Origin of the sequence: Rothia koreensis, assembly GCF_004136575.1 — a bacterium.
In the GTDB taxonomy this organism is placed as follows: domain Bacteria; phylum Actinomycetota; class Actinomycetes; order Actinomycetales; family Micrococcaceae; genus Rothia; species Rothia koreensis.
This window is the reverse complement of sequence record NZ_NOIQ01000005.1, coordinates 44,981-64,016: the sequence shown is the minus strand read 5'-3', so window position 1 is coordinate 64,016 and position 19,036 is coordinate 44,981. Positions and strand designations below refer to the sequence as shown.

The 19,036-nt window shown below is 66.0% G+C and carries 15 protein-coding genes; 7 read left to right on the top strand and 8 right to left on the bottom strand.

All coding sequences use genetic code 11. The features are described 5' to 3' along the window. Positions 1–41: 41 nt before the first annotated feature. From EWU68_RS06255 to EWU68_RS06240, 4 genes are all read right to left on the bottom strand, one after another. Positions 42–854, bottom strand: coding sequence for a siderophore-interacting protein (locus EWU68_RS06255; protein WP_129315261.1), 813 nt, complete (start codon positions 852–854; stop codon positions 42–44). An 86-nt stretch (positions 855–940) separates the two neighbouring features. Next, on the bottom strand, positions 941–1,687 hold the full coding sequence (locus EWU68_RS06250; protein ID WP_129315303.1) for a sulfite exporter TauE/SafE family protein: 747 nt from the start codon (positions 1,685–1,687) through the stop codon (positions 941–943). Between the two features lie 9 nt (positions 1,688–1,696). Next, positions 1,697–2,587, bottom strand: coding sequence for a 5-deoxy-glucuronate isomerase (gene iolB / locus EWU68_RS06245; protein ID WP_129315260.1), 891 nt, complete (start codon positions 2,585–2,587; stop codon positions 1,697–1,699). A 45-nt stretch (positions 2,588–2,632) separates the two neighbouring features. After that, positions 2,633–3,370 carry a GntR family transcriptional regulator gene (locus tag EWU68_RS06240; RefSeq protein ID WP_129315259.1) on the bottom strand — a complete coding sequence of 246 codons (738 nt, stop codon included), beginning with the start codon at positions 3,368–3,370 and terminating at the stop codon, positions 2,633–2,635. 281 nt (positions 3,371–3,651) lie between these two features. On the opposite strand from EWU68_RS06240, the gene EWU68_RS06235 reads away from it, so the two are divergent. The 5 genes from EWU68_RS06235 to EWU68_RS06215 all read left to right on the top strand — a co-directional run bounded on the left by EWU68_RS06235 (position 3,652) and on the right by EWU68_RS06215 (position 9,712). After that, entirely contained in the window at positions 3,652–5,013 is a 1,362-nt protein-coding gene (locus tag EWU68_RS06235) for a sugar porter family MFS transporter (protein WP_129315258.1), read from the top strand. Between the two features lie 106 nt (positions 5,014–5,119). Next, a complete protein-coding gene (locus EWU68_RS13115) occupies positions 5,120–5,740 on the top strand; it encodes a pyrimidine dimer DNA glycosylase/endonuclease V (protein ID WP_156265504.1) in 621 nt (206 codons plus the stop codon). After that, on the top strand, positions 5,737–7,194 hold the full coding sequence (locus EWU68_RS06225; RefSeq protein WP_129315257.1) for a TIGR01777 family oxidoreductase: 1,458 nt from the start codon (positions 5,737–5,739) through the stop codon (positions 7,192–7,194). Before EWU68_RS13115 ends, EWU68_RS06225 begins: the two co-directional genes overlap by 4 nt. After that, positions 7,191–8,276, top strand: coding sequence for an EamA family transporter RarD (rarD, locus tag EWU68_RS06220; RefSeq protein ID WP_238692349.1), 1,086 nt, complete (start codon positions 7,191–7,193; stop codon positions 8,274–8,276). The genes EWU68_RS06225 and rarD overlap by 4 nt, the downstream gene beginning before the upstream one ends. A 122-nt stretch (positions 8,277–8,398) precedes the next feature. Beyond that, positions 8,399–9,712 (top strand): NRAMP family divalent metal transporter, encoded by a 1,314-nt coding sequence (locus EWU68_RS06215; protein ID WP_238692348.1) that lies wholly within the window; start codon positions 8,399–8,401, stop codon positions 9,710–9,712. Positions 9,713–9,800: 88 nt separating this feature from the next. Here the strand turns inward: EWU68_RS06215 and EWU68_RS06210 are convergent, their stop codons facing one another. The 3 genes from EWU68_RS06210 to EWU68_RS06200 all read right to left on the bottom strand — a co-directional run bounded on the left by EWU68_RS06210 (position 9,801) and on the right by EWU68_RS06200 (position 14,718). Continuing rightward, positions 9,801–11,642, bottom strand: a complete 1,842-nt coding sequence (locus tag EWU68_RS06210) for an acetyl/propionyl/methylcrotonyl-CoA carboxylase subunit alpha (protein ID WP_338049676.1) — start codon at positions 11,640–11,642, stop codon at positions 9,801–9,803. 3 nt (positions 11,643–11,645) lie between these two features. Further along, the gene (locus tag EWU68_RS06205; protein WP_170288133.1) at positions 11,646–13,334 is read right to left on the bottom strand and encodes a 5-oxoprolinase subunit B/C family protein; all 1,689 of its coding nucleotides are present in this window, start codon (positions 13,332–13,334) and stop codon (positions 11,646–11,648) included. A 133-nt stretch (positions 13,335–13,467) separates the two neighbouring features. Continuing rightward, on the bottom strand, positions 13,468–14,718 hold the full coding sequence (locus EWU68_RS06200) for a hypothetical protein (protein ID WP_129315255.1): 1,251 nt from the start codon (positions 14,716–14,718) through the stop codon (positions 13,468–13,470). 212 nt (positions 14,719–14,930) lie between these two features. Between EWU68_RS06200 and EWU68_RS06195 the strand changes: the two genes are divergently transcribed. Together EWU68_RS06195 and EWU68_RS06190 are read left to right on the top strand one after the other, a co-directional pair. Next, entirely contained in the window at positions 14,931–16,085 is a 1,155-nt protein-coding gene (locus tag EWU68_RS06195; protein WP_162421466.1) for a CPBP family intramembrane glutamic endopeptidase, read from the top strand. 16 nt (positions 16,086–16,101) lie between these two features. After that, complete coding sequence (locus tag EWU68_RS06190; RefSeq protein WP_129315253.1) at positions 16,102–17,430, top strand: M18 family aminopeptidase; 1,329 nt, start codon at positions 16,102–16,104, stop codon at positions 17,428–17,430. A gap of 94 nt (positions 17,431–17,524) precedes the next feature. Here EWU68_RS06190 and EWU68_RS06185 read toward each other — a convergent pair whose 3' ends face one another. Continuing rightward, positions 17,525–18,964, bottom strand: coding sequence for a glyceraldehyde-3-phosphate dehydrogenase (locus EWU68_RS06185; protein WP_274542739.1), 1,440 nt, complete (start codon positions 18,962–18,964; stop codon positions 17,525–17,527). Positions 18,965–19,036: the final 72 nt, after the last annotated feature.

Genomic DNA, 19,036 nt, shown 5'->3' with positions numbered 1-19,036 from the left:
ACCGCCAGACGGATCGTCCCGCCCGGCGGGGTCGGTAGGGCTCAGTCCTCGATCTTGCCGATGGGTTCGCGCTTCTCGGCCTGGAACTTGTCCTCGGTGCGGCCGTAGGCCCAGTAGCCCGAGATCGAGATCTGCTCGCGCGGGATCTCACGCTGTTTGAGGAGCCGGCGCACCTGCTTGATCGATTCCCGCTCGCCGTGTGCGAAGACATCGACCTTGCCCTCGTGCCATTCCCGTTCGGTCATCAACGTGGCCAAACGGTTCGGGTCGGCACCTGCGCCCTCCTTGGCCTGCCACACGATCTCCAGGCCTTCCGGTGCGGCGATGTTCTGGCGGTCTTCGTCGTCGTCGAGAACGATGAAAGCGTACCCGCGGGCGTCGGAGGGGAGGGCCTCGACGCCGGAGGCGATCGCGGGCAGCGCCGAGGCGTCGCCGGCGAAGAGATACCAGTCCGCGGTGGGATCCGGGGAATACTTGCCGCCGGGGCCCATCAGAAGCAACGGGTCACCGGGGGAGGCCGAAGCGGCCCAGGGTGCAGCCAGCCCCTCGGTCCCGTGGGTCACGAAATCGATCGTCAGCCGGCCCGCCTCATGGTCCACGGAACGCACGGTGTACGTGCGGGTCACGGGAACGTCTTCGGGAGGCAGAGTCTCCCGCAACTCCATCATGTCGAACGGGGCCGTGAGGTTCAGCTCGGGTTTCGCGAAAACGAGTTTGACGTATTGGTCCGTGCACCCGTTGTCCTCGAAGGAGGAGAATCCTTCCCCGCCCAGAATGAGCCGAACCATGTGCGGCGTGAGCTGCTGCCTCTCGATGACCTCGAGGACCGTCTGTGGTTTGCGCTTGGGGGACATTGAGCTCCAATGCTCGGTTTGATAAGGCTTACCTCACGGTATCTCCCCAAAGGCGGAAGCGGCCAATGCGCCCGCTCGCAGCGCATTCATATTAAGAGGTAGAGGGCTCCCAGGATCGTGACGGCGACGACCGCCAGGTCGAAGGTCTTCTGGGCGATCCTTCGGGCGGCCCACCGGCCGAAGAAGGCGCCCGCCACGACCCCGGGGACCAGGATCAGGTCCAGAAGCAGGATGTGGGGCGTGATGAGGCCCAGCCCGATCGATACGGGAAGCTTGAGCACGTTCATGGTCGCGAAGAACCAGGCGGCCGTGCCCAGGAACGCGTGGACAGGAAAACGGGCCGCGAGGAAGTACATCGACATGACCGGTCCGCCGGCGTTGGCCACCATGGTCGTGAACCCGCCGAGCGATCCGTACCCGGCGGCAGTCGCCCAGGACGACCGCGCCGGCACGCCCGGATCCGAGGGGCGTCTGCCCCGTTGCCACAGGGTCAGGCCCATGAGCATGAGGAGAAGGACGCCGATGACCCGCCGCACCACGGCGTCGCCCGCGAAAGCAAGGAATACGCCGCCTGCCGCCAGGCCGACCAGAACGGCCGGAATCATACGGATCAGGGTCGGCCAGTCGGCATGGCGACGATAGGTCCAGAGCGCGAAGGCGTCCCCGACGAGCAGGAGGACGAGAAGCGCCCCCGTCGAGGGTCGCGCGGGAAGTACTGCCGCGAAGACGGCCACGGACAGGGTGTTGATGCCTGGCAGGGCCGTCTTGGAGAAACCCACCAAGACGGCCGCCAGGGCCAGGCCCGACCAGGCGAGCCATGAAAGGTCGGACAGGGACAACGGTCAGCCGCCGAACGGCAGCCGCGCATCGATGTCCTGGTCCTCCCACTGCTGACGGACCCAGCCGTGGTGGGGGTCGTCGCTGATGAGCCACTTGCGGACCGGCCCCGGCCCGGCCATCACGTTGAGGTAGTACATGTCGTATCCGGGAGGGGCCATGGCCGGGCCGTGCCAGCCGTACGGAACCAGGACGACGTCGCCGGTCCGCACCTCGGCGTTGACGTCGATGGGTCGATCGTCCGACGCGTAGACGCGCTGGTAACCGATCGCATCCGTGGCTTCCTTCGGTGCATCCGGGGTCACGCGCGTCTCGAAGTAGTAGATCTCCTCGAGTCGGGTTTCCTCGCCTTCCTTCTCCTCATCGTGCTTGTGAGGAGGGTAGGAGGACCAGTTGCCCGCGGGAGTCAGGACCTCGCACACGATGAAACGGTCCGCTTCGAGCGCTGCGGGTGTGCCGAAATTGCGCACCTCCCGGGAGCAGTTGCCGGCGCCGCGCAATTCGAGCGGAGCCTCGTCCTTGGTGATCAGCCGCGTCGCGTATTCGTTCGAGGCCGGCGCGGAAGCGATGGCCACGCGGACCCCGGTCGCGCCGGAGATCTGGACGGCCTTGTTGACGCCGGTGTAGAGGACATCGGTGGGGCCGTGGAAGACGGATTCCCGGCCGGACAGCTCGTAGGTGTGGCCGTCGACGACGGCGGTGACGTCCCCTGAGAGGGGGATGATGATGCGTTCTTCGGCCACGGCGTCCAAGGTGACGGCCTCGCCCGAGAGGGTCGCCGTCTTGAGGCCGGTGTGCTCCCAGCCGTCGACCTGCTGGGCCGAGTCGTAGGCGCCGAGGGAGACGTCCCACGGGCCGTCGGCCGCCTTGCCCAATGGATATACCCAATTCGTCATGTGTGCATCCTTTCGAATGGTCTTGCGGATCGGTGGAATCTGCGGTCAGGCCGAGAGCGTCATTTCGAAGGAGTAGGAATCGGCGCGATACACGTGCCGCCCTGTTTCCGCTCGACGGCCGATATCGTCCGTCGCGGTGCGAGACATGGTCACCAGCGCGGAGCCGGGGCTCGTCTTGAGCAACTGGGCCTGGTCGTTCGTGGCGACGGCCGCGCCGATTTTCTGCTGGGCCAGCCTGAAATTGATGCCTTGCTGCCGCAGGAGCGTGTAGAGGCCGCGGCTCTCGAGGCCTTCCCGAGTCAGCTCGGCGATCTCGAGCGGAACCCAGTTCTCCATGATCGCCAAGGGGGCTCCCGCGCGGCTGCGGACGCGCTTGAAGTAGTACACGGTCGAGCCGGGCTTCAGGTTGAGCCGGGCCGCGACGTCGTCCGGCGCCTGGGTCTCCTCGAATTCGAGGACCTTGGTCGTGGGCTGGGCGTGGTCATCGTTCAGGTCCTCGTACAGTGAGGTCAGCCCGACGGAGCGACGGATCTCCGAGGCGACCACCTGGGTCCCCACGCCGCGTTTGCGAACGAGCAGACCTGATCTAACGAGCTCATCCATCGCCTTGCGCACCGTGGGGCGGGAGAGGTGGAGGCCCTTGGCCAGGGAGAGCTCGTTGTCGAGCATCGTCCCGGGCGGAAGATCACCTTCCGCGATGGCTGTTTCGATGCCGTGGACCAGCTGGTGGTACAGCGGCACGGGCGACGAGCGGTCGATCGTCACGTCGATAGATGCTGTCATGGTCTAGCTCCGTCGTTGGTTCCCGACTGTGTCCTTTGTAAGGACAATAGGATTTGATCGTAGCACGCCGGGTCGACGCGTGGCCGGAGCGTATCCCGCACCGGCTCTGACCAGGACATGTCCACACTGTGACTCGGCGTATGAGGCCGAACATACTGCCTTGGAGTAGACATAAGAAGTCACCCACGCACCCTGCCCCAGGAGGCCCTGCCGTCATGTCTTCCCGCCCGGTATCGACACGAAGAAACGGACCTTGCGGCGCGGCACCGGTCGAGAAGAAGATGACCGGACCCATGCGCCTGGCCGCGATGGTACTCACGGTGGGCGGCCTCCTGTTCGGTTACGACACCGGGGTCATCAACGGCGCGCTTCCGTCCATGGCCGCGGACTTCTCGGTGGACGAGAAGTACGAAGGCTTCGTGACCTCGGCCCTCCAGTTCGGAGCCGTCTTCGGTGCGGTCTTCGGGGGCCGTTTCTCGGACCGACACGGACGGCACCGCACGGTCGTCCTGGTCGCCGCCCTGTTCACGGTCGGTGCCGTCGGATCGGTCCTCGCGCCGTACTGGTGGGTCCTTTCCCTCTTTCGTGTGGTCCTGGGGCTGGCCGTCGGCGGGGCATCGGTGACCGTTCCCGTGTACCTGGCGGAACTCGCGCCGACCCACCTGCGCGGCAGAATCATCTCCCAGAACGAGTTCATGGTGGTCTTCGGCCAGCTCCTGGCCTTCGCTTTCAACGCCGGGATCGCCGGTGTGGCCGACGCCGAGCAGGCCAGCACCTGGCGCTGGATGCTCGCGATCTGCATCCTCCCCGCCATCGTCCTGTGGGCCGGAATGACGGTGGTCCCGGAATCACCCCGCTGGCTGGCCAGGGGCGGGAGAATCGACGAGATGCTCGAGGTCCTCCGGAAAGTCCGGGAGCACACGTTCACCTCCGACGAGCTCGGCGAGGTCAGGGAACTGGCCGAACGAGACGAGCAGGCGGCCCAGGGCACCGTATCCGACGTCGTGCGAACCCCCTGGATTCGGCGGATCCTGGTGATCGGCATCGGTATGGCGATCATCAATCAGATCTCAGGCATCAACGTGGTCCAGTACTACGGCGTCACGATCCTTTCCGACGCAGGATTCACCGGCAACACGGCGTTCGTGGTGAACCTGCTGATCGGCCTCGCGGGCGTCGTCGGCGTCGGCGTCGCGCTCGCGATCATGACCCGGGTCCGGCGCAAACTCATGCTCAGCACGGGCCTGACCGGAACCATCGTGATGCTCTCCGTGCTGGCCGCGACCTCCGAGTTCATGAGCGATGACGTAGTGGCCAAACGGTGGATCGTCCTGGTATCGATCGTCGTCTTCGTGGGAATCTCCCAGTGCGCGATCGGCACGATGACCTGGCTCTACATGTCGGAGATCTTCCCCCTCACCGTGCGAGGAGTGGCCATGGGAATCAGCACCGGCGTCCAGTGGGCCGTGAACTTCCTGGTTGCGCTGTTCTTCCCCCTGCTCTCCGCGGCGTGGGGATTCGGCATGACCATCACGGTCTTCGTGATCCTGCAGATCCTGGCTCTCGCTTGGGTCCGCCTCAAGGTTCCGGAAACCAAGGACAAGTCCCTCGAGCGCATCGAACGAGAATTCCGGGACGCGTGAGACCGGGCCCGAATGGGGTCACGACGAGGAGCTGAGCGAGTAACGTGGGGCAGACGGCGCGCGGGGCAGCGAGGCCCCGGCCTGCGAACCACAACAGGAGGTCTTTGTGAGGCTTTGGTCCCTTCATCCGTCCTACCTGGACGCCAAAGGGCTCGTTGCCGCCTGGCGTGAGGCCCTGCTGGCGCAGAAGGTTCTCGCGGGGGCGACCCACGGGTACCGTCAGCACCCGCAGTTGGTCCGGTTCAGGGACACGGACGAGCCACGGGCGGCGATGTCCGCTTTCCTCCGCGGTATCCATCGGGAAGCCACGGCGCGTGGGTACACGTTCGACGTCGAGAAGATCATCCGGGGGCCCCTCCTGGCCGGGGAGGCCGAGCTGACCGAGCCGGGGCCGGACTGGATCGACGTTCCCGACAACGCTTCGTCTCCGGCCCCGGCGACCGCGGCCGTGGGGGAGGACGCCGCCCCCGCGCGGCCTCGTGCGGCCTCGGCTCCCGAAAGGGCCCAGGCCACGGCGGACACCCGGACCGTCCCCCTGATCCCCGTCCGCCAGGGGCAGCTCGACTACGAGGCGGAACTGCTGACCTTCAAACTGCGCCTGCGTGCGCCGAAACTGGTCTCGCGGCTCGAAGCCGACCTGAGAAACGCACGACTCGAAATCCATCCCCTGTTCACGACCGTCCCGGGCGGCATCGAACCCTGGGAGAAAGTGAGAGACGACCTATGAGCACGTTTCGGAACACCGCCGACATCACCCACCCACGTTCGGCCGTCACCGAGTGGTACGCGAGCCCCGGCGCCGTCGTCCGGCTGAGCCCGCCCTGGAACACCAAGGTCGTCCAGGAGCCGACCAACGGGCTCGACGTCGGCTCGGAGACGCAACTGCTCATGGGGCTGCAGTGGGCCGAAGGGCTCCTTCCGGGCAGCGTCCCCATCAGGCCGGGAACCCGCTGGACGGCGGAACATACCCAGTACGCGCCCGGCCGGAGCTTCACCGACGAAATGAAGAAGGGCCCGTTGAAGTCCTGGACCCACCACCACGAGTTCGTTGACGGTGACCCGGGCAGCACGATTGTCTCCGACACGGTCACCTACGAGTTGCCGGGTGGGCTGGACCGGAAGATCTCCTTCGGCGCGACCGCTTTCGAGAAGGAACTCGACCGAGTCTTCGCCTTCCGGACCGACCAGACGCAGGCGGACCTCGACTTCGCGTCCTTCCTGGAGGACATCCGGATCCGGGCAGGGGCCGCGACCGGGACACTGACCGTGGCCGTTGCGGGAGCCTCCGGGATGGTGGGGACCCAGGTCTCCGCGCTCTTGCGTGCGGCCGGCCACCGGGTCCTGCACCTCAGGCGGCGCAAAGGATTCAGCGGAACCATCGGGCCCGACGAGATCGCCTGGGACCCGGACCAGCACAGGCTGGACCCCCAAGCACTCGTCGGCGTCGACGCCGTGATCAATCTTGCCGGCGCGGGAATCGCCGGACCCTTCACGGACAAACATCGTCGCGCGGTGCTGGAATCCCGCCTCAACAGCACCGAAACGATCGTCGCCGCGATGCGCGAGGTGGCCGACGACGGCGGGCCCCGGACCCTGGTCAACGCATCGGCCAGCGGATACTACGGGCACGACGCCGACGTCGTCACCGAGAACGACGGTCCCGGCGAAGATTTCCTTGCCGACGTCTGCACCCAGTGGGAAGCCGCAGCTCTGAAGGCCGAGGACTTCGGCGCTCGCGTGGTTCTGGTCCGGACGGGACTTGTTCTCAGCTCGTCGGGTGGTCTTCTGGCCGCGCAGCTGCCGCTGTATTTCGCGGGCGCGGGAGGGCCGCTCGGTGGTGGCGACCAGTGGCAGCCCTGGATCAGCCTCGAGGATCTCGCGCAGATTTACGCCTTCGCCGTCGTCGACCCTGGGATGAGCGGTCCGGTCAACGCGGCGGCACCCCACCCGGTGCGGCAGAAGGAATTCGCGAAGACCCTCGCGTCGATTCTGCACCGTCCGAGCGCGGTGCCCACGCCCAAGCAGGCCCCCGGCCTGCTTCTCGGGAAGCAGGGCGCTCGCGAACTCGCGCTGAGTTCGGCCGCCTTGGTCCCCCGGGCCCTGGAGAACCGCGGGTACACGTTCCGATTCGATCACCTGGAGCCAGCACTCCGACACACCCTGGGAAGGACCTCGCATTGACCCCACCGCACGAACCGTCCGGGAACCGGCCCACTTCCGAAGGCCTCCCGGGCGGCGACGCCCTTGACTCCACGGCGTCGAGCAACGAACCCGCCACGATCACCGGAGCGCTGCCCGAAGTCATCGTCTCGGACGAAGCGGACGCACCCAAGGCGACCAACAACCTGAAGACCGGATTCATCCTCGCGTTCGTCTCCTATGGGCTCTGGGGATTTCTGCCTCTCTACTTCGCGGCGATCAAACCGACCGGGGCATTCGAGATCCTTGGATGGCGCATCTTCTTCTCGCTGATCCTGTGCGTCCTCCTGGTGACCGTGACGCGCTCCTGGGGCAAGGTCGCGGCCGTGTTCCGGAACAAACGGGTCAACTTCACGCTCGGTCTGGCCGGCGGGATCGTGTCCATTAACTGGCTGGTCTACATCATCGCGACGACGACCGGGCACGTTCTGGAAGCTTCGCTCGGATACTTCATCAACCCCGTTGCGACGATCGTCCTCGGGGTCTTCGTGCTGCACGAAAAGCTTCGTCGCCTCCAGTGGGCGGCGGTGGGTGTCAGCCTTGTCGCCATCGTGGTACTGAGCGTGGAGTACGGCGCGCTGCCCTGGATGTCCCTGGCGATCGCGGGCAGCTTTGCGCTCTACGGGCTCGTCAAGAAGAACGTGGGTGGTCGCGTCGACTCCCTCACCGGGTTGACCTTCGAGACCGCGTGGTTGTTCATTCCGGCCGTCGTCGCGCTGGTCCTGGTCCAAACCGTGGGCGGAGGGCTTGCCTTCGGTCATATCGGCGCCCTGCGCACGACCCTGCTCGTGGGCACCGGCGTGATGACCCTGGTGCCGCTGCTGACCTTCGCCGGTGCCGCGTCCCGGCTCCCGTTGTCCTACGTGGGGATGGTCCAGTACTTCAACCCGGTCATGCAGTTCCTGGCCGGGTACCTGTTGCTGGGGGAGGAGATGACCACGGGCCAATGGTTCGGTTTCGCCATCGTGTGGGTCGCGATTCTCCTGCTCATCATCGACGCCGCGCGGGCCGCACGGACGTATCGTCGGGCGGTGCGCCGTGCTGGACGGTCCGGCGAGTCCTGACCGCCCGGGATCGCTGATGGTGCGGCTCATGGAGGTATGTGCTGGCGGCCACTGAACTCTTTGGTACGATTTCGTCGCTGGCCTATCCCGGTCCAGCACGACCGCCCCCTCGAGAGGCTCACATGACCAACAACAATCGTTCCGGGAATGCCCAGGACATGCCGTGGGCAGACGATTCGGGCAGCCACGATCCGGAGAATGCCGAAACGGCCGTCGGCGACGTCGTCACCAAGAGTCGGTTGCCCAAGCCGGAGTCCAAGCGCTCCATCCTTCTGGGCGCCCTGTTCCTCATGGCCACCTCGGCCATCGGCCCGGGATTCATCACCCAGACCGCGACCTTCACCGTGAAGATGGGGGCCGCCTTCGCGTTCGCGATCTTCCTGTCGATCATCGTGGACATAGCGGTCCAGCTGAATGTGTGGCGCGTGATCGGCGTGAGCGGTCTTCGGGCCGGCGAACTCGGGAACAGACTCCTGCCCGGAGTGGGTGTGCTGTTGGGGATCTTCGTGGTCTTCGGCGGGTTCGTGTTCAACGTCGGCAACGTCGCGGGCGGCGGCCTGGGCATCAATGCGATGACCGGGCTCGATTCCACGTGGGGCGGGATCCTGACCGCGGTGCTTGCGGTCCTGGTCTTCCTGTCCAAGAAGGCCGGGGTCGCTCTCGACAAGATCGTGGTGGTCCTCGGCGTCGTCATGATCCTGATTACCGGGTACGTGGCCGTTGTCTCCGGCCCGCCCATTGGTGATGCGCTCCGCCAGACCGTACTGCCTGACACCGTCGATGTCGCCGTGATCACGACCCTGATCGGGGGAACCGTGGGCGGCTACATCACGTATGCGGGCGCGCACCGAATGATCGACGCGGGTGTCTCCGGGCCCGACGACGTCCGTTCCATATCCAACGCGTCCATCACCTCGATCATCGTGACCGGTGTGATGCGCTACCTCCTGTTCCTGGCCATCCTGGGTGTCGTGGCCGGAGGCGTCGCGCTGACGAGCTCGAACCTCGCCGCCGAGGCGTTCCAGCACGCCGCCGGAGACATCGGTCTGCGCTTGTTCGGCGTGATCCTGTGGGCCGCCTCGATCTCGAGCGTCATCGGGGCCGCCTACACCTCGGTTTCGTTCATGACCACTCGGGAGACCAAGACCTGGATCCGCAATGCTCTGACGGTCGGCATGATCGTGCTGTCGACCCTCGTGTTCATGACCCTGGGGAAGGCTCCGGGAACCTTGCTGGTCATCGCCGGAACGATCAACGGACTGATCCTTCCGCTCGGGTTCACGGTGATTCTGGTGGTCGCCATCTTCCGGCGTGACCTGTTGGGTGGTTACAAGTATCCCAAGTGGTTGTCCTCGGCCGGCGTCCTCGTGTGGCTGCTGACCCTCTACCTCGGCGCGGGGGCGGTCGGGAAGCTCTCGACCCTGTGGAACGGGTAGGGCAGGTCAGCTCGCCGGACCAGCCCGCGCCACCGCGGCCGCGTCGACGCGGCCGCATCAATGCGACCGCCTCGGCGCGCGTGGTGGCCTATCCGGCGTTGCCGACCACGCCCATCACGGTCCCGGCGGCGATTTTCTCGCCCGGTGTGATGGACCCCCGGCGGAAGACGCCCGCGGCCGGTGACTCCAGCGGCATCTCGGTCTTCATCGCTTCCAACGTCGCGAGGGTCTGACCCTCGTCGACGGTTTCTCCGTCCTCGACCTCCCACCTGACCAATGAACCGTTCAAGGACGCGCTGACCTCGACCTCCGAGGCGTCGGTGCCGCTCGAGGAAGCGCCCTGTGCGGCGTCGTCGGGGGAGAACCGCACCCCTCCGAGCCCTTCGGCCAGACCGCGGCCCAGGGCGGACAAGGCGTCGGCGGGGAACCTGACTCTGGTCAATCTGCCGTCGACCTCTACCCCTGCCGTGACCGAGCCGCGGGACCCCGTGTCCTGGTCTCCGAACAACGTGTTGTCCGCGTACCGGGGTGCCGCGTACCCACCGTCGGGTTCCAGGCTCGGCGTCAGGACCTCCTCGATCCAGGTCGTGTAGATCGCGAACGGGGAATTCGTGAAGTCCTCCTGGTCGAGGACCGCGCGGTGGAAGGGGAGCGTCGTAGAAACCCCGGAGACCGTCAATTCGGCCAGCGCGCGTCGCGCTCGAGCGAGCGCCGCATCGCGGGTTGCCCCGGTGACGATGAGCTTGCCCAGCAAGGAATCGAAGTCACCGGCAACCGTGGACCCTGCCACGACCCCCGCGTCCCACCTGATGCCCGGTCCGGTGGGAACGGTGATGCCCGAGATCGTTCCGCCCGCCGGGAGGAACCCACGACCGGGATCCTCCGCGTTGATGCGGAACTCGAGGGAGTGCCGTTGCGCACGCGGTGCTTCCTCGAAAGGCAGGCGTCCGCCCGCGGCGACATCGAGCTGCAAACCCACCAGGTCCACTCCGTAGGTTTCCTCCGTGACCGGGTGCTCGACCTGGATCCGCGTGTTGACCTCGAGGAACGAAATCAGACCGTCGGAAGCCACCAGGAACTCGACGGTCCCGGCATTGACGTATCCGGCCTCCCGGAAGATCGCGGCAGAAGCCCGTTCGATCTCCGTTCTCTGCTCATCGCTCAGGAAGGGGGCCGGGGCCTCCTCCACGAGCTTCTGGTTCCGGCGCTGGAGGGAGCAGTCCCGGGTGCCCACCACCACGACGCCGCCGTGCGAGTCAGCTACCACCTGGGCCTCCACGTGACGTGGCTTTTCCAGGAAGCGCTCCACGAAGCATTCGCTGCGACCGAAGGCGCCCTGGGCCTCGCGGGCGGCTGATTCGAAGGCGGACTCGACGTCGGCGATGTCCTTGACCACGCGCATGCCCCTGCCGCCGCCGCCGTGAGCGGCCTTGATGATGATGGGCAAGCCGTGCTCTTCCGCGAAGGCTCGGGCCTCGTGAGCATCGGCCAGTGGGCCATCGGTTCCGGGAGCGAGGGGTGCTCCGGCGGACGTGGCGATCTCCCGGGCGCGGATCTTGTCTCCCAGTGCCTCGATGGTTTCGGGGGAGGGCCCGATCCAGGTGAGGCCGGCGCCGGCGACGGCTCGTGCAAAGTCCGCCGACTCGGCCAGAAAGCCGTACCCCGGGTGGACGTCGGTTGCCCCGGAACGCTGCGCGATGTCGATGAGCTTGTCGATGTTGAGGTACGTCTCTGCAGGGGAATCCCCTTCGAGGGCGTAGGCCTCGTCGGCGAGGTGAACGTGTGGGGACTCGGCGTCCGAATCCGCGTACACGGCGACGGTTCCGATGCCCCGCTCGGCGCAGGCGTGCAGCACGCGGACTGCGATCTCGGACCGATTCGCGATCATGACTTTGCGCATGGTGTTTTCTCCGGTGTGTGTGATGGGCATGAGTTAGGAAGCATCGAGGACGAGTCGGATCAGCGAGCCGGGAGGCGCTTGTGCCAAGAGGCGGAGGTGGTCCGGCTCCACGATTCCGATCACGGGATAGCCGCCGGTCACGGGATGGTCCGCCATGAAGATCACTGGATTGCCGGACGGTGGAACCTGGACGGCCCCCTCCACGATGCCCTCACTGGGCAGTTCGCGGCCCTCGGCCTCGGCGGTACGTTCAAGGGGAGAAGGCAGCTCGCCCGTTTCCGGGTCCGGTGACCATCGTGCGAGCCGGGCACCGACCCTGTTGCTGGCCTCCGTGACGTTCCACGTCGTTTCCGCCAGCTTGCGCACCGATGCGGAAGTGAACCAGTCGAGCCGTGGGCCGGGCGATATTCGGATGTCCGTGACCTCCCGTCCCAGTGGCAGGCCAACGCCGGACGCCGGCGAGTCGACGGAGCGGCGTGGCTGGTGACCACAACGGACGACGTCGTTCTTGGCCAGCGGTTTCGGACCGAGAGAAGCCAGCGTGTCCGTCGCAGAACTTCCCAGAACGGGCGGGGTCCTGATTCCACCGCGCACGGCAAGATAGAACCTCAACCCCCGGTCCGGTGAGCCGATGGTGAGCCTTTGCCCGGCGAGAAGAGCGAAGGGGCGGTTTCCGGGCACACGGACGGCGGCGTCCGAATCGCGGATCCTCAGGTCACCTTCGGCACCGGTGACAGCCAGCACGACGTCACGGAGCGCGGTGACTGACAACTGCCCGGCCGTGTTCTCGAGTACTGCCTCCGAGAGGTCGTTGCCGACCAATCGGTTGGCCGATTCGGCGGCCGCGGGGTCGGCCCAACCCGAGGGGCTCACTCCCCAGCCCGTGTGTCCCTGACGGCCCCGGTCCTGGACCAAAGTCGCGAGCCCGGGACTGTCGATGCGCAGGGCGTCGCTCGCGCCGTCCTTTTCCTCGTCCGGGACGGCTGTCCGATTCTCGGTCGAGTGGTGGTCCTTGCCGGGGACGATGTCCCGTGACGCATCAGCCTTGTCCCGGACCGTCACAGACTCCCGACGCGGGCAGAACCGAACGGTCGTGCCGGGCGTGATCAGGGCCGGCACTTCTCGTTCGAGGTCCCACACGCCAGCATCGGTGGTTCCGATCAGCTGCCAGCCGCCGGGCGACGCGCTCGGGTACACCGCGGAGAATTCACCGGCCAGGCCGACCGAGCCCGCCGGAACCCTGGTCCGCGGGCTGCTGCGTCTGGGGACGGTCGGCGGAGCCTCACCCTCGGCGGCGACGAGGTAGGCGAATCCCGGGGAGAAACCGGAGAACGCGGCCCTCCAGGTGGTTTCGCTGTGGCGGCGCACGACTTCCTCCACGGAGGCACCCACGAGCCGGGCGACGTCGTCCAGGTCCTCCCCGCTGTACTCCACCGGGATCTCGACCACGCTCGCTCCGACCGTGAGTCCTTCTTTCCCGGGCATGCTCGACAGGTGGCGCACGTACGCCCGTTGTTCCGCCGGCGAGAGAGGGCAACGGAACCGCACCAGCAGAGTCGATGCCGCGGGAATGAGTTCGAGCTGGCCCCGCAAGGGATCTTCGGAGAGAGCCGTGTGCAGGGAGAGAACGTCTTCGATTCCGTCGCAATCGACCAGGAGGGCGGAGCAGCCCGTGGGGTGTATCCGACGGGCCTGCCGATTCAGCATCTGTGCTCCTGTCATCTCGCCGCCATTGCTTGTTTCATCGTAGACGACGGGACAGCCGTGAGAACGGGTTGTCCACAGACCGACGGCCGCCCCGCGCGAAGTGCGGGGCGACCGTCGGGGTGCGTCGTTGATGCCGAGCGGGAGCGAATCAGCGGTAGGACATCTTCCACTTTTCCTCGACGTGCGTCGTCCTCACTTGGACGAGGATGTTGTCGTCATCCTTGGTCGCGTCGGGGAAGGAAACATCCTTTTTCTGCCCCTCGGAGACGTTCTCGTGAAAGGTCCGGTTGCCCTTCAGGTCGTAGGCCTCGATCTCGAAGGATTCGTGACCCAGGTTCTCGAAGGTCGCGTCCTTCTTCGGGCCCTGATAGACGTAAGCAACGGTCCCGTTGCTTTCGAGGGGCTTGTCCCCTTCCGACTGGATGGCATTCTTGTCGTACAGCTTGACCTCCCAGGAACCTTCGGTCGCGTCCATGTGGAATCCCTTGGGGTTGCCGTAGAGGCCGTCCAGATCGATCCAGCTCGATCCGGCCGAGGTGTCGATGTCATTGGCGTACAGGCCCGAGTCCTCGCCCTTGTCGTCCATTCCCCAGATGGCGAAGTTGGACTCGCCCTCGAACCAATATTCGGCGTAGTAGACGTGGCCGTCCTTGAGCTTGTCCGTCTTGACTCTCTGATCGCCCTCGCCGGAGAGCGTCTCGACAGGTTCGGCGTCATTCCCGGGAATATTGGCCTGATCCGGGCGCGAGCCCGAGGGTGCGGAACCCGTCCCGGAGGCTTGGGGCGAGCCACTGGCGGTGCTGGACTCCGTGGCGTACGACGACGCCGTCTGTGATTCCTCCGGGTCCCCGGACTTTCCGATGATCCCGGCCAGAACGAGAACCAGGGCGACGATCAGGACCAGCAGGATCGCGCCGATGATCGACAGGATGCCTGCGGTCGTCGTGAAGAAGTTCTTTTTTCGCGGTGCCTGGCCGCCGGGATAGCCGCTCCACTGGGTGCTGCCGCCCTGGCCCGGCCCGCCCTGGCCACCGTTCCAGCCGCCGTTCCAACCGCCGGACGTGCCATGGGGCGAGGCTCCCGCCGTGGGCTGCTGGGCTCTGTCCGAACCTTCCTGCGAGGATTGGTCCTCCGGGGGATGCTGGGAGCCCTGGGTGCGGTCGCCGAATCCGCTCTGCCCCTGGTCCTTGGGGGATGAACCGTCCGCTTCGGGTTCCGGCGGGATGAACGAGGGGTCGTCGGGGTGATCGGAGGGAACGGGGTTGCCGTTGTCGTCGACCCAGAAGGGCCATCCTTGGGGTGCGGGACCCCAGCTGGGATCGGGGCGCCACCCGGGGTCCGGCCTCCATCCCTCGGGCGGGGGCGGCCAATGCGGTGGGGGATTGAACCGTAGTGACATAGGAGGATTCCTTTGGAAAGAAATGTGATTAACGATTCAAGTGTGGCATGAATGCTCAAAACTTTCTCAGAATTTTGTCCGCGTCAGGTGGCGCATTGTTCAGTCGTATGACGACGTCGTCGCCGGTGCGGACCCAACCGAAATCCTGGGATTCGCTTCCGAAGATCGCGCATCGTGGGAACCACAGGCGGCCACCCCATAGAGTGGAGGGCATGGAAGACCCCATCTCCCCGAAGTCCTCAACGCCCCCGTGGGCATCCGGAGAACAGCCGACCCCGGCCTCGCAGCCCGGATGGCCCCCAGCGGCCCGGGAAGCAGGGTCGGGGCGCGGTGACGGCACGGAAGAAGCGGCTCGCGCCTACCAAGCAGCCGGAGCCCCCAAATTCAACGATGTCCCCGTGGAACCGTTGCCGTACCACCGTTTGTGGAAAGCGGATCCCTTTCATCGGTGGTGGAAGCCGCTGGTCGAATTCTGCATTTCCGGCCCTGTTTATCTCGTGCTGGCCATCCTTGTCTCCATACCGATGCTCGTGGCACCGCTGCTGACCGGATCCGCGCCGGTGACCATCGGCCCCAATGGTTATCCGGAAGGGATGTTTTCGAGCCCCTTCACTTTCCTGATCATGTTCTTGAGCATTGCCCTCATGGCCCCGTGCGTGATTCTGGGGCGACTCATCATGGGGCCCCGGCCGCTGGGTCTGCTCTTCTCGGTCGCCGGGAGGCTGAGATGGACCTGGCTGGCAACCTGTCTCACCATCGGATTCGTCCTCTTCGTGATCGTCCAGGGGCTCACGGTCCTGCTGTCGGCGGCCACGGGCGAGGAGACGCCGACGCCGAGCTTCGACCCCCGAACCGGCGTGTGGATTCTCCTGATCATCCTGATTGTGGTGCCGATTCAGTGCGCCGCGGAAGAGATGGTGTTCCGAGGATTCCTCATGCAAACGGTCGGCCGGTGGCTCAAGCATCCCCTCTGGGCTGTCCTCCTTCCGGCGCCGTTCTTCGTCCTGAGCCACGGGTACGGCCTGTGGGGGCTGATCAGCGTCGGGATCCTGGCGGTGATCGCAGGCGTGCTCTGCATCGCCACGGGCGGGCTGGAAGCCTCGATCGGCCTGCACGTCGGCAACAACGTGACCACTGTCCTGCTGGGTCTCTTCGGGCTCGCCGACCCGTTCGGCGCCGTCGCAACCGGTCCTTCGGACGCCATCGTGACCCTGGTGGTCGAAGGGCTCTATGCGGTCCTCGTCCTCTGGGCCGCACGACGTCGCCGCATTCCGGCCCGGCGCGACCCCGCGGTCACCTGGCAGGCCTGGCCGGGCTGGGCCCTGCAGAATGCGGGCGTTGGCCCCCGCGTCCCCACAACTCACTGACAATCAGGAGGAACCCATGACCGACCACGGCCCCGGAACCGCACCCCTCGACCCGCGCGGCAATGCGGAGGATCTCGCACACTTCGTCGCAGCGTCGCCCTCGTCCTACCATGCGGTTCGTCAGACGGCCCGGCGACTGGAGGCTGCAGGCTTCGTCCGACAACACGAAACGGAAGATTTCGACGGTGGCCCGGGCGGACGGTACGTCGTCCGGGACGGAGCCATCGTTGCCTGGTACACCCCGGCCGCGGCGACGCCTGACCAGGGTTTCAGGATCGTGGGGGCACACACCGATTCGCCGACGTTCAAGGTCAAGCCGCAATCGTCGATCGATCGGTTCGGGTGGCACCAGATCGGCGTCGAAGTATACGGCGGCGCTCTTCTCAACTCGTGGCTGGATCGTGAATTGTGCCTTGCCGGTCGGCTGAGCGTGAGAGCGGATGATGGGCGAATCGAGGAGAAGCTCGTCGCGACAGGGCCGGTAGCCCGCATCCCCCAGCTGGCGATTCACCTCGATCGTTCCGCCAATGAAGGCCTCACATTGGACCGCCAGAACCATGTTCAGCCCGTGTGGGGCGCGGGGGACCCGCCGAGCGACGTCCTGGGGTATCTCGCCGCTCACGAGGTGAACGGTGAAACGATCGATCCGGGGTCGGTGACGGGGTACGAGATTGTCCTCGCCGACACCCAGGAAGGCCGGCTCTTCGGGCAGAACCACGAGTTCCTGGCATCAGGTCGCCTGGACAACCTCTCCTCGGTCCATGCCGGGCTCGAAGCACTCGTCCGCGCATCCGACGGCGAAGCAGCACGGGACGAGACCCTGGTCCTGGCCGCTTTCGATCACGAGGAAATCGGGTCGTCCTCGCGCTCCGGGGCAGCCGGGCCCATCCTCGACGACGTCCTGGTCCGGATCGCGGCCGCACGCGGCGGAGGGCCGGCCGAATACCGACGCGCGCTCGCCGGCTCCGTGTGCCTTTCGGCGGATGCCGGTCACTTGGTGCATCCGAATTACCCCGGACATCACGACCCCGTGAACCAGCCGAAGCCGGGCGCGGGCCCCTTGCTCAAGATCAATGCGAACCAGCGGTACGCGACCGACGCCGTCGGCGCGGCGATCTGGGCGCGAGCATGCGAGAGTGCCGGTGTCGGGTATCAGGAATTCGTGTCCAACAACGATGTTCCGTGCGGCTCGACGATCGGGCCGATCACCGCCACGCGCCTGGGCATACGGACCATCGACGTCGGACTCGGGCTTCTGTCGATGCACTCGGCCCGCGAAATGTGCCACGTCGAAGACCTCTGGGCCCTGGGGCGGGCTCTCGAAGGCTTCTACCGCAACGACTGAGCGCCGGCAACGCACGACGCCGCCCCGAGCTGCCTGCCGCGACATGCTTCTCGCGACTCAGGACGGCCCGGGGCGGCGTCGTGCGGCGTGACGATTACTCCTTGGGGAAGCTGGCCGGATGGGCCCCGGCCATCTCCTCGACCACGCGAATGACCTGGCACGAGTACCCGAACTCGTTGTCGTACCACACGTAGACGACCACGGAGTTGCCGGAGACGATCGTTGCCAGACCGTCGACGATGCCGGCCCTGCGCGATCCGACGAAGTCCGTCGAGACGACTTCGTGCGAGTCCGTGTAATCGATCTGCTTCCGCAGGGTCGAGTTCAGGGACATGTCACGCAGGTAGGCGTTCAGCGAATCCTTCGAATCGGGCGCCTCGTCCAGTTGCAGATTCAGGATTGCCATCGACACGTCGGGGGTGGGAACGCGGATGGCGTTGCCCGTGAGCTTCCCCTTGAGCTGGGGGAGCGCCTTGGCCACGGCCTTCGCCGCCCCGGTCTCGGTCAACACCATGTTCAATGCTGCCGATCGGCCTCGGCGGTCTCCCTTGTGGAAATTGTCGATGAGGTTCTGGTCGTTGGTGAACGAGTGCACGGTTTCGACGTGGCCGTGCGAGACGCCGTATTCGTCGTCCAGAACCTTGAGGACCGGCGTGATCGCGTTGGTCGTGCACGAGGCGGCGGAGACGATGCGGTCGTCGTCGGAAATGATGTCGTGGTTGACCCCGCAGACGATGTTCTTCAGCTCCCCCTTGCCCGGAGCGGTCAGGAGAACCTTCGCCGCGCCCTTGGCCCGGAGATGCTGGGACAGCCCCTCTTCGTCCCGCCAGCGGCCCGTGTTGTCGATGATCAGGGCGTTGTCGATGCCGTACTCGGTGTAGTCCACGGTGGCCGGGTCCGAGGAGTAGATGAACTGGATCGGCACGCCGTTGGCGGTCACGACGTTGGTTTCGGGGTCCACCTGGATGGTTCCGCGGAATGCTCCGTGGACCGAGTCGCGACGCAGCAGGGATGCCCTCTTGAACAGGTCCTCTTCGCCGTTCTTGCGCACGACGACGGCACGCAGATTCAGTCCCGACCCGAGGCCGCGCTCGATCAGGATGCGAGCCAGGAGCCGGCCGATTCGGCCGAAACCGTAGAGCACGATGTCCTGGCTCTTGCGTTCCTCCTGGCCCTGGAGGCCGACGACGTCGGCGAGCTGGTCGCGCAACCATCCTTTGACTTCGGAGTCATTGCCTTGGGTCTTGTGCAACTTGTTGAGCCTGGCCAGATCCACGGAGGCCGGGCCCAGTTCGAGTTCGTCCAGCGCCTCGACCAGCGGGTACGTCTCCTCGAGGCTGAGTTCGACCGTATCGATCTGCCTGGCCCAGCGGTGGGCCTTGATGATGTCTGTGACCGACTGGTTGAGCAGGCTGCGGCCGTGAATGTTCACGACCACGCGGTTCTCGCGGTGCAACCGACCGATCAGCGGGATCATGGCTTCGGCGAGCTCTTCGCGGCGGGACCATTCGGTGGGGGTGACAGGGCTGGTCACGGTTAGACCTTCACTTTCTCGTTCCGGGGCTTCGCTGACCCGGACGTGATCTTCGAACGCATGCTCGTGCTG